The organism is Halobacterium wangiae, assembly GCF_021249345.1.
Lineage (GTDB): Archaea > Halobacteriota > Halobacteria > Halobacteriales > Halobacteriaceae > Halobacterium > Halobacterium wangiae.
Genome location: NZ_CP089588.1, coordinates 640291 through 654003, shown reverse-complemented (window position 1 = coordinate 654003; position 13713 = coordinate 640291). Strand labels below are relative to the sequence as shown.

The following is a 13713-nucleotide window of genomic DNA, read 5'->3' as shown; positions in this document are numbered from 1 at the left end:
TCGGCCGTTACTCCGCGCGCTCGGCGACGGTGTCCCTGACGTCGTCCCACACCTCGTCGGGGGTCTGTTCGCCGTCGATCTCGGCGAGCACGCCCTCGTCGCGGAAGTAGTCGACGACGTCCTGGGTGTTCTCCTCGTAGACGCGGATGCGCTCGCGGGCGGTCTCCTCCGTGTCGTCCTCGCGCTGGTAGAGGTCGCCGCCGCACTCGTCGCAGACGCCCTCCTCCGCGGGTGGGTCGAAGTCGACGTGGTAGGTCGCGCCGCAGTCCTCACAGACGCGACGGCCGGTGAGTCGCCGGACGAGTTCGTCCTCCGCGACGTCGAGGTAGAGCACGACGTCGAGGTCCGTGATGGAGTCGAGGTACTCCGTCTGGCTCTCGTTGCGCGGGTAGCCGTCGAGCACGTAGCCGTCGGCGTCCTCGAGGGCCTTCTTCACGATCTCGTTGACCACCGGGTCGGGGACGAGTTCGCCGGCGTCCATGTACTCGCCGGGCGTGTCGTACTCGAGGTCGAGGTGGCCGATGTCCATCTCCTTGTTCCCACGGAGCGCGTCACCGGTCGTGACGTGTTCGATGCCGAACTCCTCGGTGAGACGTCGGCTCTGCGTGCCCTTCCCCGCGCCCGGCGCGCCGAGAATCAGCACGTGTGGACTACTCATACACGTCTGTTCTCCGGCCCCGATTAAGGAGGTGTTGTTTCCGGCCAAACCTATGACCCCTCGAACTAGAGGGAGCGCATGGACGAGTCCCTCCAGACCGCCGCGACCTACGAGGACCACGCCGACGCCTACTGCGAGAAGTACCGGACGGCCAGCGTCGCGGAGCGGCACGGCGACCCGTTCTTCGACGCGCTCGCCGGCGACCGCGTGCTCGACGCCGGCTGTGGCCCGGGGAGCGACGCTGCGGTGTTCGCTGCCCGCGGCCTCGACGTGGTGGGCGTGGACATCACCCACTCGTTCGTCGCGGCCGCCCGCGAGGACGTCGACGGCGCGTTCGTCCGCGGCGACCTGCGCTCGCTCCCGGTTCCCGACGGCGCGTTCGACGGTGTCTGGGCGTGTGCGGTCCTCCACCACCTCCCGAAACCGGCGGCCGTCGACGCGCTCGCCGAGTTCGAGCGCGTGCTCGCCGACGACGGCGTGCTGTTCTGCTCGGTGAAACGCGGCGAGAGCGCGGGTTTCGAACCCGACGACGACCACGGCGGCGGCGACGACCGCTTCTTCGCGTACTACGGTGGCGACGAGTTCCGAGAGTTGCTCGCGGACGCGGGCCTCGAAGGCGAGGCCCGCGCCGAGGGCCGCTGGGTGAACACGCTGGCCACGCCGCGCTGACGCGCCGGTCGCGGTGTGACGTTCGGCACGCAGACGGGTGTGGTGACGACGGACGCGGGGCCGTCTCCCTCAGGATTCGATGCGAACGCGGGCCGTCAGGTAGACGGTGAGCGTGGCCGTTGCGGCGATTCCCAGGAGCAATCCGAACGTCCCGCCGGTTCCGCCGGGGAGACTCGTTCCGCCGCCCCCGCCGCCACCGCCGGAGGAAGACAGACTGGCGAACAGCAACAGCACCATCACGAGTACGACGTAGCCGGCAGCGGCACCGACGCCGGCGGCCGCGGCGACGAGTTTCGTCTCCTCGCCCTCCCAGTTCAGGGCCGTGTACGCGCCCGTGCCCACGGCGACCACTGGTCCGAGCAGGAAGCCGAAGAACGTCCCGATACCGACGAGGATCGACCCGCCGGTGTTCCCCATGGTGCCGAGTTCGGAGAACAGCCAGAACGTCAGGCCGTACCCGACGCCGACAACCGCGAACATCGCGACGGCGAACTTGATGTACCGCATCGGCGTCGGCTGCTGTAACTCGTCGACGAGCGACGGTTCGCCGTCGGCTGGTCGCCCCGGTTCCATCCCTGCTCCTTGCTCAGATTGGTCTGTCATACTACTCCGACACACACCGACGCGACGGGTAAACGTTTGCAACCCACCTGACAGACATCGTGACGGCAACTGGCCACTACTCCGCCGGTTGGCTCCCCTCGTGCTCGGGGGCGAACCCGGTTCCCATTAGTGGGCGGGCGTCGAAGCGCCAGTATGACCCGATTCGACGCCGACTCGGAGGCCGAGCGCGTCGCGCTCGTCGCGGACGCCGTCGCCGCCCACCGCGAACGAGAGAGCGCGTTCTGCACGCTGGAAGCCGACGACGACCCGAGCGACGACCCGGAGTTCCTCCCGCCGTGGGTGCAGTACGCCGACGGCACGCTCAACCTCGACTGCACCGACGAGGAACTCGACGTGCTGAGCGACGTACTCGCGCGCTTCGGCGCGTTCACTGTCACCGCCCGCGACACCGAGGAGGACGCTCCCGGGACGAACGTTCGCATCGAGGCGCGCGCCGACGACGACCGCGTCGGCCAGTTCGTCGAGGCCGTCTTCCGGGAGGTGTACGACCTCCCCGAGGACTTCCAGTTGTGGGCGGTCGAGGTCTGAGCGGCGTCAGGACTGCCAGTACGACCGCGTGAACAGCACGAGCACGGGGAGGATCTCGAGGCGACCGATCCACATCAGCCCGACCATCAGCAGTTTCGACGAGTTGGTGAACGGCAGGTAGCTGTTCATCGGCCCGACGATGCCGAAGCCGGGACCGACGTTACCGAGGGTCGCGGCGACGGCGCTCATCGCCTCGAAGGTCGTCACCGTCTCCTCGATGCGCCCGGCGTCGATGGCGACGAACACGGTGCCGAAGACGAACAGTGCGAAGTAGACCGCCGTGAACGCGTAGATGCCGCGGACCCCGCGTTCGTCGAGCACCCGGCCGGCCAGCCGGAGGGGCTGGACAGCGTCCGGGTGGACGGAGACGAACAGCTCCCGTCTGAGCGACTTCAGGATGACCAGCCAGCGCACCATCTTCACCGCGCCGCCCGTGCTCCCCGCGCTCCCACCGAGGAAGATGGCGACGAACAGCACCATCTGTCCCGGCTGGCTCCACGCGTTGAAGTCCATGCTCGCGTACCCCGTCGTGGTGACGATGGAGGCGGCCTGGAACGCGGCGTGCCGCAGCGACTCCCCGAAGTCGCCGGCGACCGGCGCGACGGCGTCCCGCAGACCGAGCGCCGGACCCGTGAACAGGATCGCCGCGAGCAGCGCGGTCACCGTACCGACGACGCCGACGTAGAACCGGAACTCCGCGTCCTCGAATAGTTCGTCGGTGTCCCCCTGGAGGACGTGCCAGAACAGCGCGAAGTTCGTCCCCGCCGCGACCATGAACGGGACGACGAGCCACTGGACGGCCGCGGAGAACGCCTCGATGGAGCGCGCCTCCGGGCTGAAGCCGCCGGTCGCCATCGTCGTGAGGCCGTGGGCGATGGCGTTGTACACCCCCATGTTCGGAGCGTAACCGCCGACGTGGAGGCCGTACAGCAACACCATCTCGAGGGCGGTGATGCCTGCGTACACCAGCCAGAGGGCGCGAGCCGTCCGCGCGATGTGGGGCGTGAGCTTCTCGATGCCCGGTCCCGGCGCCTCCGCGTCCATCAACTGGGCGCCGCCGACGGAGAGTTCGGGGAGGATGGCGACCGCGAGCACGACGATGCCCATGCCCCCGAGCCACTGGGTGAGCTGGCGCCACAGCAGTATCGCGTGGGAGTGCGTCTCGAAGGAGATCGAACCGAGCACGGTCGCTCCGGTCGTCGTGAAGCCGCTCATCGACTCGAACAGCGCGTTCGCCGGGTTGGCGAGCGTCGACGACGGCGCCGTCGCTGGCAGGATGCCGGGAACGCCGTGAGCGGCCAGGAGGTACGGTAGCGCGCCCACGACACTCACCGCGAACCACGTCAACGCCACCATCAGGAACCCCTCCCTGATCCCCATCGCGTCCGGGTCGCCCAGCGATTCGAGCCACGTCCCCAGGCCGAACGCGACGACGATGGTCGCGCCGAACGCGACCAGGCCCCCGTCGCCGTAGTAGAGCGCGACGACCAGCGGCGCGAGCAGCGGCACCGAGAGCCACTTCACGACTGTCCCGACGAGTGCGACGCTGGCGCGCCACTCCACCCGGAGGTTCATAGCTTCGAGGTGACCTCGTCGAGCGCGTCGGCGCGGACGAACGCGACCACGTGGTCGCCGACGTGGACGACCGTGTCGCCGCGGGGAACGACGTACTCGTCGTCCCGTGTGATGGCTCCGATGACGACGCCGTCCGGGAGTTCGCCTGCGACGTCCTTGATGGCGCGGCCCGCCAGCACGCTCCCCTCCTCGATTTCGATCTCCAGCACCTCGGCGCCTCCCGGTTCGATGATGGCGACGTTCTCCGCGTGCCGCTCGCGCGTGAACCGCGTGATCTCCTCTGCCGTGACCTGCCGGGGGTTCACCGCGACGTCAACGCCGACCTCCTGGAAGAGATCGACGTAGCGGGCCTGCTCGACGACGGCGATGGCCCGCGTCGCGCCGACGCGTTTGGCGAGGAGCGCCGCCAGCAGCGACCGCTCGTCGCTGCCGAGCGTGGCGACCACGACGTCCGCGTTCTGGACGTGTTCGCGGGTGAGGAACTCGGGGTCGGTGCCGTCGTGGGAGAGGATGGTCGCCGACGGGATGCGCTCGGCGAGCTCCCTGGCCCGGTCCCGGTCGACCTCCACGATGCGGGGCTTGATTCCACGCTGGGCGAGGAGTTCGGCGGTCAGTTCACCGGTCGTGCTGCCGCCGACGACGACCACGTCGTCGACCTCGCCCGCCGCTTCGTCGGGGTTTATCGTGGCCGAGAAGCTCCGTACCGCAGCCGGGCGCCCGACGACGACGATGCGGGCGTCGCCCGTGATGACGGTGTCCCCGCGGGGAATCACCGCGCTGTCCGCGCCGTCGGGGATGATGGCGACGAAGGTCAGTTCGTCGAACTGGTCCGCCTCCGCCACCGTCTGGCCCGCGAGCGGAGTGCCTGCGGGCACCTCGAACTCGGCCATCTCGACGTGGCCACCGGCGAACGGGTCGACGTCCCGGGCGGTCGGGAGGCCCACGATGCGGACGATGGCCTCCGCGGCCAGCAGGTCCGTACACACCATGAAGTCGACGCCGAACGCGCCCTGGTGGTTCCGCCACGTGTCGAGGTAGGTGGTGTTCTTCACGCGGGCGATGGTGAACGCGTCGCTGACGGTGTTGACGGTGCCACACGTCGCCAGGTTCGTCTCGTCGTCGTCCGTGCTGGCGATGGCGACGTCGGCGCGCTCGACCTCCGCCTCCACGAGCACGTCGAGGTCGGTGCCGTCCCCACTGACCGCGAGCACGTCGTGGGAGTACGTCATCGACTCGACGCGGTCGGGGTCGACGTCCACGACGACGACCTCGTGGGCGTCCGCCAGGCTGTTCGCGATGCTCGACCCGACTTCACCCGCTCCGACGATGAGGATGCGCATTCAGTTCGCGCCCCCGGTTAGCATGACCGATAGGTCGAACTCCCCACGCAATAGCCCTTCGGAACCGACTACAACGTTTATTGTCCCCCGCCGTACATTGTGAGAAGATGACACGCGGTTCAGGGGCTCCCGTCCAGGTACTCCTCGTCGAGGACAACGACTCGATGGCGGACCTCACGGCCACGTACCTCGAGCGGGAGGCCGAGGAGTTCGACGTGACGACGCGCCCCGCCGCGGAACCCGCCCTGGAGTTCCTCGAATCGGCGTCGGTCGACTGCGTCGTCTCCGACCACGACATGCCGGGGATGGACGGCCTAGAGTTCCTCGCCGTGGTCCGCGAGCGCGACCCCGAACTGCCGTTCGTGCTGTTCACCGGGAAGGGCAGCGAGGAGATCGCCAGCGACGCCATCTCCGCGGGCGTCACCGACTACCTCCAGAAGGGCGGCGGCACCGACCAGTACGCGGTGCTCGCCAACCGCGTCCGCAACGCCGTCGAGAAGCGCCGTTCGAAGGAGGCGCTCCGCGAGGAGAAACACCTCCTCGAACAGGTACTGACGACCACGCCGGGGTCGGTCGTCTTCGAACCGGACGGCAGCGTCGCGTCGGCGACCGACCGCGCGAAGGCGACGCTCGGCCTCGCCGACACCGAACTCCCGACGACCCCGGAGTGGACCTTCGAGACGCTCGACGGCGAACCGATCCACGAGGGCGACCACCCCGCCAGACGGGTGGCGAGCTCCGGACAGCCGCTCCACGGTGAGCGGCTCGCCATCGAGTGGCCGGACGGCTGGCGGAAGTACCTCGTGATGCACTGTGCGCCGCTGTTCGACGCAGACGGCGACGTGGACCGCGTCGTCGCCTCGTTCACCGACATCACCGACCGCGTCAAGCACGAACAGGAGATCGAGCGCGTCCAGACCATCGTGCAGGCGGTCGGCGACGCGGTCTACACCCTCGACGCCGAGGGGGTGTTCACGTTCGTCAACGACGCCTTCGAGGAGCTGACGGGCCGCGACCGCGAGGACCTCGTCGGCGAGCACTGCTCGGTCGTGATGACCGACGACGACATCGAGGCTGGCGAGGCCATCATCCGGGACCTGCTGGGCGGCGAGGAGACGGCCGGAATCGCCGAGATGAGCGGGGAGAACTGGTCCGACGACGTCACGAGCGTCGAGGTCCACATCGCGTTGCTCCCCTTCGACGTCGAGTTCCAGGGCACCGCGGGTGTCGTCCGCGACGTCACCGAGCGCAAGCGCCGCGAGCGCAAACTCCGGGAGAGCGAGGAGAAGTACGCGACCGTCGTCGAGGAGGCCAACGACGCCGTCATCATCGCCCAGGACGAACGACTCCAGTTCGCCAACTCCCGGGCCGCGGACATCCTCGACGCGAGCGCCGACAGCCTCGAGGGGACGCCGATCGCGGAGGTCGTCGCTCCCGAACACCGCTCGACGGTGCTCGAACGCTTCGAACGTCGCGTCGGGGGCGACGACCCGGAGCGCCGCTACGAGTTCGAAGCGGAGAGCGTCGACGGCGAGCGCGTCCCCATCGAGTTCACCGCCTCGACGATCACGTACGAGGGCGAACCGGCGGTGCTCGCTATCTGTCGAGACATCAGCGATCGCCGACAGCGCGACCGCGAGCGGCGTCAGTACGAGACCATCGTCGAGACGGCGCCCGACGGCGTCTTCATCGTCGACGGGGACGCGAACTGCGTCAGCGCCAACGCGCAGGTCGCCAGTCTCACCGGCTACTCGCAGTCGGACCTGGAGTCGACGAGCGTCCCCGAACTCGTCGAGGACGGCGTCTTCGACCCGGAGGTCGTCCCGCGCTACGAGGAGACCGTCGGCGAACTGCTCTCCGCGGGCGGCGTCACGAAGGGAAAGTTCGAGTTCCACGCCTACCCGACGGACGCCGACGAGGCCCACGTCGTCGAGTGCCACCTCGCGCTCCGTCCGTTCGACGAGGAGTTCCGTGGCACCATCGGCGTCCTCCGGGACGTCACCGAGCGCAAGCGCCGCGAGCGCGAACTCGAGGCCCGGAACGAACGGCTCAACGAGTTCGCCAGCGTTGTCAGCCACGACCTCCGGAGTCCGCTCAACGTCGCCACCGGCTGGCTCGAGCAGTACCGGCAGCACGAGGACGACGATGCGCTGGACCGCGTCGAGGGGTCTCTCGACCGGATCGACGAGATCCTCGAGGAACTGCTCGCGCTCGCCCGCGACGGGACGGCGGGCCGCGACACCGACGAGGTGGCGTTGCAGGTCGCCGCGATTTCCGCGTGGGACTCCGTCGACACGGGCGACGCCCAACTCAGTCTCGACCTCGAGGGCGTGACCGTGGAGGCGGTCCGCGGCCGACTCCAGGAACTGCTCGAGAACCTCTTCCGCAACGCCGTCGAGCACGCCTCGCCGCCGGTCGCCCAGACGCAACTCGACGGCTCGGTCGCCGAGGCGGAGACGGGCGTTCGGATTCGGGTCAGCCCCCTCGAGGACCGCGAGGGGTTCTTCGTCGCGGACGACGGACCGGGCATCCCCGACGACGAGCGCGAGGACGTCTTCGAGATGGGGTACACCACGGCGGCGGACGGCACGGGCTTCGGCCTCGCCATCGTGGAGAACATCGCGGAGAACCACGGCTGGTCGGTGTCGCTCGGAGAGAGCGAGGACGGCGGCGCGCGCTTCGAGTTCGAGACGTAGCGCCGGCCAGGTCGGCGCTCGTTCTCACGAGTCAGTCACTGCCGGTCCTTGGACTCCGCTACGACGACTCTTCCCGGGACGACTCCGCTATGGGCGATTCCTCTATGGCGGATCCTTCCTCGGTGTCCGACTCGTCCTGGGTCGACGTCTCCAGAGCCGCCTCGCGCGTCTCGAGGTCCCAGTTCTCGAAGAAGCCGTACTCCCGCATCGTCGTCATCCCCGCGACCGCCGCCTGGAGGTTGATACCCACCAGCGGGATGTCCGCGACGGTCACCAGCACGTCCGCCTGTATCATCGCCCCCTCCCGGAGCAGGACGTCGAGTACGTCGACGATCGCGTGGTCCCGCTCTTTGTTCGGGTCCACGCTACTGCTCACCCCCGATCTCCGGCGCGAAGCTGTACGGTGGCCACGGGCCGGTGTACCGGACGTCGTAGTTCGGCCGGTCGGCGATCGGCTCGAGTTGGTCGCCGATGGCTCCCTCCGCCTCGCGTTCGGCGAGGACGGAGAACTGTGTCACCGTCTCGAAGCCGTCGTCTGCCCCGCCCGAGAACACGCCCGGGCCCTCGCCCGTCATCTGGATCTCGACCGCGTGGGGTTCGAGTCGCTCGGCGAGGTCCGCCTCCACCTCTCGGCGTCGCTCCGCCAGGAGCTCCGTGAGACGGGTCTCGTACTGCGACTCGAGCAGGAACCCCGTCCCCTCCGAGGCGTCCTCGACCCGGTCGGCGAGCGCCTGGAGGTCCTCGGTGTCCCGTACCGACTCGGTGACGGCTGCCTCGTCCCAGCGCACCTCGATGCGGTACTCCCAGCGCCCGGCGAGCCACGAGAGCGCGTCCTCGATCTCCGCACGGTGGCCCGCGAGCCACTCGAAGACTATCTCGTCGTCGCCGCGGAGGATCGTGTCGAAGCGGAACGGCAGCGGCGTCCCGAAGGCCTCTCCGGCGTCGTCGACCACTCCCTGGTGGGTGAGCAGCCACTCCCGCACCTGGGTCAGGTCCTCGGAGTCGAACACCGAGTCGACCGGCTGGACGACCACGCCGACGCCGTCCGCGACGAGCAGTGAGACTGACTCGCCGTCGAGGCCCTCCGCCGAGATGGTCGCGTCGTCGTCGGCGTACACCGCACAGTAGAGGTAGCGTCCCTCCTCGAAGTCGAGGTCCGCATTCCCGTCGTCGACGGGTTGGGGGTCGGTCATTCCGGGATCTCCTCCGCACGGACCTGTTCGACCGCCTCCGAGACCAGCGAATCGAGGTCGTCACGGAGCGCCTCAACGTCGTCCTCGATACCCTCGCGAGCCTTGATGTCCTCGATCTCCGCCTCGATCGCATGTAGCTGGGCGCCGAGGCGCTCGATCTCCTCGGGCGTGAGCGACCCCGACTCCATCCGCCGGATCGCCTCGCGCTCCATCGTCTCGACGAGCAGTTCCATCACCGTGACGAGCAGCGCCATCAGGCCGGAGGCACCGCCCCCGTCCTCGTCGTCGAGTTCGATCTCCTTCATGCGTCCTCCGAATCGGCCCCGTCACCGGACGCGTCGGTCGTCGGCGCGGCCTCCTCGCTCTGACGCTCTTCGGTGTCGTCTTCCGACTCGCTCGCGCGCTCGTCGTCCTCGTCCGCCTCGTCCTCCTCGAACGGCGTCTCGGGGTCCGGGCGCGTCCGTGGCGGGTTCTCGGTGGCGTCCTCCGCGGCCGCGCCGCCGGAACTCGCCCCGATCCCGAGGTCGACCGTCTCGTCGTCGTCGAGGGGCTCCCGACCGGAAGCCTGCTCGACCCGGCGCATGTCGGTCCCGCTCGGGAAGGCGAGCCCGTACTTGGCGGCGGTCTCGAAGGACGCGATTGCCGCTCGGAGTTCGATACCGATCAGTTCCGTCTCGTTGACGGTGATCGCGATGTCGGCGTTGATCACGATGCCCTTGTCGAGCACCATCTCCAGGACGTCGGCCAGATCCGCCTGTTGGCGGGTGGGTTTCGGGCTAGTCATCTGTAGTTGTCACCTCCTCGTCCTCCGCGTCGGACTGGTCGCTCTCGGTCGCCGTCTCGTCGTCTGTGCGCTCGTCGCTGTCCGCCTGCCTGCGTTTCTGCTCCCGTTCGAACCGCCGTCCGTAGATGCGTCGAGACGGCTCGACCCCCGAGTACTTCACCCGGTCAGGGACCGTCGAGGTCCGGGTCGACGCGGAGTCGGGCACCGGCCCCGGTGGGAGCGTGGAGTACGCGGAGGGGTTCAGCGAGTCGGGCTGGCGGCCCGGCTGCCCCAGGCTCTCCTTGTTCTTCTCGTAGAGCTTCCGGAGCAGTTCGTGGGTCGACAGCAGCATCTCGCGGAACTGCTCGATCGCGTCCTGGATCTCCTCCTCGATGGCCGCCTGACTCACCGCGGCGCCGAGCCCGGCGGTCGCCCCCTCGCCCATCTCGACGACCCCCTCCAGGAGGCCGTCGTCCTCGTCCCCGTCCCCGTCCCCGTCGTCGCCGGCGCCGACCGCACCCATGACGTCGTCGGTCGCGGCGTCGAGCTCCTTGGCCTGCTTGTACAGTTCCGTGAGGTCGACGGCCTCCCACAGTTCGCGGAGGTTGACGGCCTCTCGCGCGTGGGTGAGGTCGATGGCCGCCTCGTCCTCGTCAAGGAGCCTGTCGGGGAGGTTCTCGACGTCGATCGCGTCGGGGAGCTCTTCGAGGTCGATCGCGTCCGGGAGTTCGTCGAAGTCGATCGTCTCGAGGACGTCCTCCAGTTCGTCGAGCACCGTCCAGAGGTCGTCGGCGAGTTCCATGAGGTCCTCGTTGCTCTCGTCCTGGACCACCGCGCGCTTGAACCGGGTGAGGTAGTCCCGACCGTCCTCGAGGAGACCGATCAGCCGGTCGACGTCGAACTCGTCGTCGCTCATCCGGCTCCCTCCTCCGGCGTGAGCCGAATTTCGAGGACGCCGTGTTGGTGCTGGGCCTCGACCTCGGCGGCCCGCCACGGGAGGTCGATACGGCCGAGTTGCTCGTCCTCGACGAGGACGACGAGGGTCGTCCGCTCGTCGGTGAGTCCGACGGTGAGGTCGTCGACGTCGACGCCCGCGACGTCCGCGACGACGAGGAACGCTCCCTCCTCCTCCCGGACGTCGAGCAAGTGGGTGCTATTGGTCTCGGTCTCGGTCTCGGTCTCGGGGATCGCCTCCGTGTCCGGGCGCGAACTCGCCCGGGGTCGCCTCCCGTCCGTCTCGTCGATGAGGTCGCCGAGCCGTCCGGTGAACCCGTACTCGACCGAGACGCGGTCGCCGGACCGCTTGCCGCCCCCCACGACTCCGCTCTGCCCCTCCCGCTCGGCGTCCGCCAGCGCGCCGAGGACCTGTCGGATCGCCCCGAGCAGCCCCTTCCCCGTGTCGTCGTCCCGGTCGGGTTCGCGGTCGTCGTTCATTGTCGCACCCGTATCTGCTTGTTGCGGAGCTGTTCGTGGGCGGACTCGGCGATCCTGAGTTCCTCCTCGAGTTCGGCCTTGCGTCGCTCGTACTCCTCCTCGGAGCGTTCGCCGAGTTCGTAGAACAGCCGGTTCTCCTTCAGCTGGTTCTGGATCTCCCCGACGTCGTACATCTCCTCGAGCGCGAGCGCGTGAATCGAATCGAGGATGGAGACGAACGGACGGACGAACAGGTCGTCGACGATGATCATTGTTTGGCCCCGATCTGGATGTCGACGAAGTTGTACGGCGGCCACGGACCGGTGTACTGGACCAGCAGATCGTCGTGGTCGGCCTCGAACTCGCCGACGGCCTGGTCGAACGCCTCCCGGTCGTCGCGGTCGACCAGGAACGAGCGGTTGCTGACGAGGCGCTCGGAGAACAGGTCGTCCGCCGTCGAACTCACCGCGAGTTCGTCGAATCGGTCGGCCACCTCCGCCTGGATCGCGCTCCGGTCGACGTCCGCGCCCGCCTCCGTGATCACCTTGAGTCCGAGTTCGACCGTGTTCTCGACCTCCTCGAGCGCCTTGGTGAACGCGGGACGAGTCTCGCTCAGCAGGTTCTGCAGCGTTCGCTCGTCCTTGAACGCCATCCCGAACTGCATCGGGACGACGGTCCGCCCCCCGTCGTACTCGAGCAGCTGCTGGAGGACCTCGTTGTGAGCGCGGACGTTCTCGTCGGACCGTTCGGGGTCGAGCGTGTCGACGTCCGTCACGACGGCGAACAGCGAGTCGTCTCCGACGGAGTAGGCTCGCTGTGCCCCTCCGACACCCTCAGTCTCGAACTCGACCGCCTCCCCGTCGATGACCCCGTAGGCGTAGAGCGCGTCCTCTTCCATACTCTCTCATTCGGTGACTCGGTTGAATCAAAACCGTGCTTGTGCGTGCAGGCATAACATGTACCCGCGTACTGCGCGAACAGTACGGTTGCAATGAGTGCTTCAACAGCCACACGCCCACAGTCGGGTCAGCTCGTGGAGGTTCTCGACCGAATCCTCGACAAAGGTGTGGTCATCGACGTCTGGGCTCGCATCTCGCTCGTCGGGATCGAGATCCTCACCGTCGAGGCCCGCGTCGTGATCGCCTCCGTCGACACCTTCCTCCACTACGCCCAGGAGATATCGCGGATCGAGGCGGCCGAGGAGGAAGGGGCGCTCGACGAACTCGACATTCGGTCCCGCGACCAGAAGGAGTCCGAATGGAAGCAGTCCCTGCAGCAGGAGTCCCAGCAGGAATCCCAGCAGGAGGAACCGGAACAGGCAGTGGAGATCGAATCCCAGTCAGACGAGTCCTGACACCACTGTCCACCGATGGCCTCCGAGGCGCAGTGTTCGGCGATCACCGAACAGGGAACGCGGTGCTCGCGGCCGGCCGGGGAGGACGGCTTCTGTTACCAGCACTCCCCGGCCGACGAGGCGGTGGCAGAGGGAGCCGACGCTGCAGAGACCGACGACCAGGCAACCGACGACTCCGAAGACCGACGGACAACCATGTCAAACACATCGACTGACTCAGAGATCGGGGCGATTCGCGCTGAGGTGGCGGATGTCGCCGAAGACATCGTCGGCTACCCCCTCAGTGGAATCACCAGCATCGACCACGGGGACGACACGTGGACTGTCGCCGTCGAGGTCGTCGAACGGAAGAGCGTCCCCGACACACAGGACATCCTCGGGCGCTACGAACTGACACTCGACGAGGACCGAAAGATAACCGGCTACCACCGGACACACCGGTACCGCCGCGACGACACGCAGCAGGACGTATGACGGTCACAGCGCCACACGCACCACAATGAGCGAAACCAGCGAAACAAGCGAAACCGTCCAACTCCCGTGGATCGACGAACCGGTCGAACTCTCGGAGGCCGTGGAGTTGATCGCTCAGGCCGACAACGACGACGACGACACGATCAAGAAGCTCAGGTCGCGCGTCAAGCAGCTGGAACGGCGCACCGCCGGGCTCGAAGACGGCTCGTCGGTGAGCTGTCCGTCGTGCGGGAGCAGCGACCAGGTGTACAAGGCCGGCGTCGGCGCGGCACTCCTCGCGAGCCGGGACAGCCTCAGTGAGTCCAGTGCGAAGGCGCTCAACCAGGACTCCCACGTCTGCCTCGACTGTCGGAAGGGGTTCACCCCCCACGCAGATTAATGGGCGAACCTTGCAAGCCGCCGGGTTAAGTGTGGAAATCTGTTATC

At 68.1% G+C, this 13713-nt stretch carries 18 protein-coding genes; 6 read left to right on the top strand and 12 right to left on the bottom strand.

Annotation, left to right across the window (positions count from 1 at the left end; genetic code table 11):
* Positions 1-7: 7 nt before the first annotated feature.
* A complete protein-coding gene (locus LT965_RS03520) occupies positions 8-658 on the bottom strand; it encodes an adenylate kinase (RefSeq protein WP_232702632.1) in 651 nt (216 codons plus the stop codon).
* A gap of 78 nt (positions 659-736) precedes the next feature.
* On the opposite strand from LT965_RS03520, the gene LT965_RS03515 reads away from it, so the two are divergent.
* Positions 737-1327, top strand: coding sequence for a class I SAM-dependent methyltransferase (locus LT965_RS03515; RefSeq protein WP_232702631.1), 591 nt, complete (start codon positions 737-739; stop codon positions 1325-1327).
* A 69-nt stretch (positions 1328-1396) separates the two neighbouring features.
* Here the strand turns inward: LT965_RS03515 and LT965_RS03510 are convergent, their stop codons facing one another.
* Positions 1397-1930 (bottom strand): hypothetical protein, encoded by a 534-nt coding sequence (locus LT965_RS03510; RefSeq protein WP_232702630.1) that lies wholly within the window; start codon positions 1928-1930, stop codon positions 1397-1399.
* Between the two features lie 153 nt (positions 1931-2083).
* Here LT965_RS03510 and LT965_RS03505 point away from each other — a divergent pair, with 153 nt between their 5' ends.
* Positions 2084-2479, top strand: a complete 396-nt coding sequence (locus LT965_RS03505) for a DUF7975 family protein (protein WP_232702629.1) — start codon at positions 2084-2086, stop codon at positions 2477-2479.
* 6 nt (positions 2480-2485) lie between these two features.
* Here LT965_RS03505 and LT965_RS03500 read toward each other — a convergent pair whose 3' ends face one another.
* Entirely contained in the window at positions 2486-4054 is a 1569-nt protein-coding gene (locus tag LT965_RS03500; RefSeq protein WP_232702628.1) for a TrkH family potassium uptake protein, read from the bottom strand.
* The gene (gene trkA / locus LT965_RS03495; RefSeq protein ID WP_232702627.1) at positions 4051-5394 is read right to left on the bottom strand and encodes a Trk system potassium transporter TrkA; all 1344 of its coding nucleotides are present in this window, start codon (positions 5392-5394) and stop codon (positions 4051-4053) included. Before trkA ends, LT965_RS03500 begins: the two co-directional genes overlap by 4 nt.
* A gap of 107 nt (positions 5395-5501) precedes the next feature.
* Here trkA and LT965_RS03490 point away from each other — a divergent pair, with 107 nt between their 5' ends.
* A complete protein-coding gene (locus LT965_RS03490; RefSeq protein WP_232702626.1) occupies positions 5502-8090 on the top strand; it encodes a PAS domain S-box protein in 2589 nt (862 codons plus the stop codon).
* A gap of 58 nt (positions 8091-8148) precedes the next feature.
* Here the strand turns inward: LT965_RS03490 and gvpM are convergent, their stop codons facing one another.
* The 8 genes from gvpM to LT965_RS03450 are packed head-to-tail and all read right to left on the bottom strand — an operon-like array spanning position 8149 to position 12357.
* Positions 8149-8454 carry a gas vesicle protein GvpM gene (gene gvpM / locus LT965_RS03485; protein ID WP_232702625.1) on the bottom strand — a complete coding sequence of 102 codons (306 nt, stop codon included), beginning with the start codon at positions 8452-8454 and terminating at the stop codon, positions 8149-8151.
* A gap of 1 nt (position 8455) precedes the next feature.
* A complete protein-coding gene (gene gvpL, locus LT965_RS03480) occupies positions 8456-9283 on the bottom strand; it encodes a gas vesicle protein GvpL (protein ID WP_232702624.1) in 828 nt (275 codons plus the stop codon).
* On the bottom strand, positions 9280-9588 hold the full coding sequence (locus LT965_RS03475) for a gas vesicle protein K (RefSeq protein ID WP_232702623.1): 309 nt from the start codon (positions 9586-9588) through the stop codon (positions 9280-9282). The genes gvpL and LT965_RS03475 overlap by 4 nt, the downstream gene beginning before the upstream one ends.
* Positions 9585-10067 carry a gas vesicle protein GvpJ gene (gene gvpJ / locus LT965_RS16555; protein ID WP_269782711.1) on the bottom strand — a complete coding sequence of 161 codons (483 nt, stop codon included), beginning with the start codon at positions 10065-10067 and terminating at the stop codon, positions 9585-9587. The genes LT965_RS03475 and gvpJ overlap by 4 nt, the downstream gene beginning before the upstream one ends.
* Positions 10060-10962, bottom strand: a complete 903-nt coding sequence (locus LT965_RS03465) for a hypothetical protein (RefSeq protein ID WP_232702622.1) — start codon at positions 10960-10962, stop codon at positions 10060-10062. The genes gvpJ and LT965_RS03465 overlap by 8 nt, the downstream gene beginning before the upstream one ends.
* Positions 10959-11480 (bottom strand): gas vesicle protein GvpH, encoded by a 522-nt coding sequence (locus LT965_RS03460; protein ID WP_232702621.1) that lies wholly within the window; start codon positions 11478-11480, stop codon positions 10959-10961. The genes LT965_RS03465 and LT965_RS03460 overlap by 4 nt, the downstream gene beginning before the upstream one ends.
* Complete coding sequence (gene gvpG / locus LT965_RS03455) at positions 11477-11731, bottom strand: gas vesicle protein GvpG (protein WP_232702620.1); 255 nt, start codon at positions 11729-11731, stop codon at positions 11477-11479. Before gvpG ends, LT965_RS03460 begins: the two co-directional genes overlap by 4 nt.
* Positions 11728-12357 carry a GvpL/GvpF family gas vesicle protein gene (locus tag LT965_RS03450; protein ID WP_232702619.1) on the bottom strand — a complete coding sequence of 210 codons (630 nt, stop codon included), beginning with the start codon at positions 12355-12357 and terminating at the stop codon, positions 11728-11730. Before LT965_RS03450 ends, gvpG begins: the two co-directional genes overlap by 4 nt.
* A 93-nt stretch (positions 12358-12450) precedes the next feature.
* Here LT965_RS03450 and gvpA point away from each other — a divergent pair, with 93 nt between their 5' ends.
* The 3 genes from gvpA to LT965_RS03435 are packed head-to-tail and all read left to right on the top strand — an operon-like array spanning position 12451 to position 13666.
* Entirely contained in the window at positions 12451-12813 is a 363-nt protein-coding gene (gene gvpA, locus LT965_RS03445; protein WP_269782710.1) for a gas vesicle protein GvpA, read from the top strand.
* A gap of 15 nt (positions 12814-12828) precedes the next feature.
* Positions 12829-13287: a gas vesicle protein GvpO, halophile-type gene (gene gvpO / locus LT965_RS03440; RefSeq protein WP_232702617.1), complete on the top strand. Its 459-nt coding sequence runs from the start codon at positions 12829-12831 to the stop codon at positions 13285-13287.
* 25 nt (positions 13288-13312) lie between these two features.
* The gene (locus tag LT965_RS03435) at positions 13313-13666 is read left to right on the top strand and encodes a hypothetical protein (RefSeq protein WP_232702616.1); all 354 of its coding nucleotides are present in this window, start codon (positions 13313-13315) and stop codon (positions 13664-13666) included.
* Positions 13667-13713: the final 47 nt, after the last annotated feature.

Bases quoted from the DNA above. Each gene is read 5' to 3' on its own strand.
- LT965_RS03520 (WP_232702632.1), bottom strand. From the start codon at position 658: ATGAGTAGTCCACACGTGCTGATTCTCGGCGCGCCGGGCGCGGGGAAG.
- LT965_RS03515 (WP_232702631.1), top strand. From the start codon at position 737: ATGGACGAGTCCCTCCAGACCGCCGCGACCTACGAGGACCACGCCGAC.
- LT965_RS03510 (WP_232702630.1), bottom strand. From the start codon at position 1,930: ATGACAGACCAATCTGAGCAAGGAGCAGGGATGGAACCGGGGCGACCA.
- LT965_RS03505 (WP_232702629.1), top strand. From the start codon at position 2,084: ATGACCCGATTCGACGCCGACTCGGAGGCCGAGCGCGTCGCGCTCGTC.
- LT965_RS03500 (WP_232702628.1), bottom strand. From the start codon at position 4,054: ATGAACCTCCGGGTGGAGTGGCGCGCCAGCGTCGCACTCGTCGGGACA.
- trkA (WP_232702627.1), bottom strand. From the start codon at position 5,394: ATGCGCATCCTCATCGTCGGAGCGGGTGAAGTCGGGTCGAGCATCGCG.
- LT965_RS03490 (WP_232702626.1), top strand. From the start codon at position 5,502: ATGACACGCGGTTCAGGGGCTCCCGTCCAGGTACTCCTCGTCGAGGAC.
- gvpL (WP_232702624.1), bottom strand. From the start codon at position 9,283: ATGACCGACCCCCAACCCGTCGACGACGGGAATGCGGACCTCGACTTC.
- LT965_RS03475 (WP_232702623.1), bottom strand. From the start codon at position 9,588: ATGAAGGAGATCGAACTCGACGACGAGGACGGGGGCGGTGCCTCCGGC.
- gvpJ (WP_269782711.1), bottom strand. From the start codon at position 10,067: ATGACTAGCCCGAAACCCACCCGCCAACAGGCGGATCTGGCCGACGTC.
- LT965_RS03465 (WP_232702622.1), bottom strand. From the start codon at position 10,962: ATGAGCGACGACGAGTTCGACGTCGACCGGCTGATCGGTCTCCTCGAG.
- LT965_RS03460 (WP_232702621.1), bottom strand. From the start codon at position 11,480: ATGAACGACGACCGCGAACCCGACCGGGACGACGACACGGGGAAGGGG.
- gvpG (WP_232702620.1), bottom strand. From the start codon at position 11,731: ATGATCATCGTCGACGACCTGTTCGTCCGTCCGTTCGTCTCCATCCTC.
- LT965_RS03450 (WP_232702619.1), bottom strand. From the start codon at position 12,357: ATGGAAGAGGACGCGCTCTACGCCTACGGGGTCATCGACGGGGAGGCG.
- gvpA (WP_269782710.1), top strand. From the start codon at position 12,451: ATGAGTGCTTCAACAGCCACACGCCCACAGTCGGGTCAGCTCGTGGAG.
- gvpO (WP_232702617.1), top strand. From the start codon at position 12,829: ATGGCCTCCGAGGCGCAGTGTTCGGCGATCACCGAACAGGGAACGCGG.
- LT965_RS03435 (WP_232702616.1), top strand. From the start codon at position 13,313: ATGAGCGAAACCAGCGAAACAAGCGAAACCGTCCAACTCCCGTGGATC.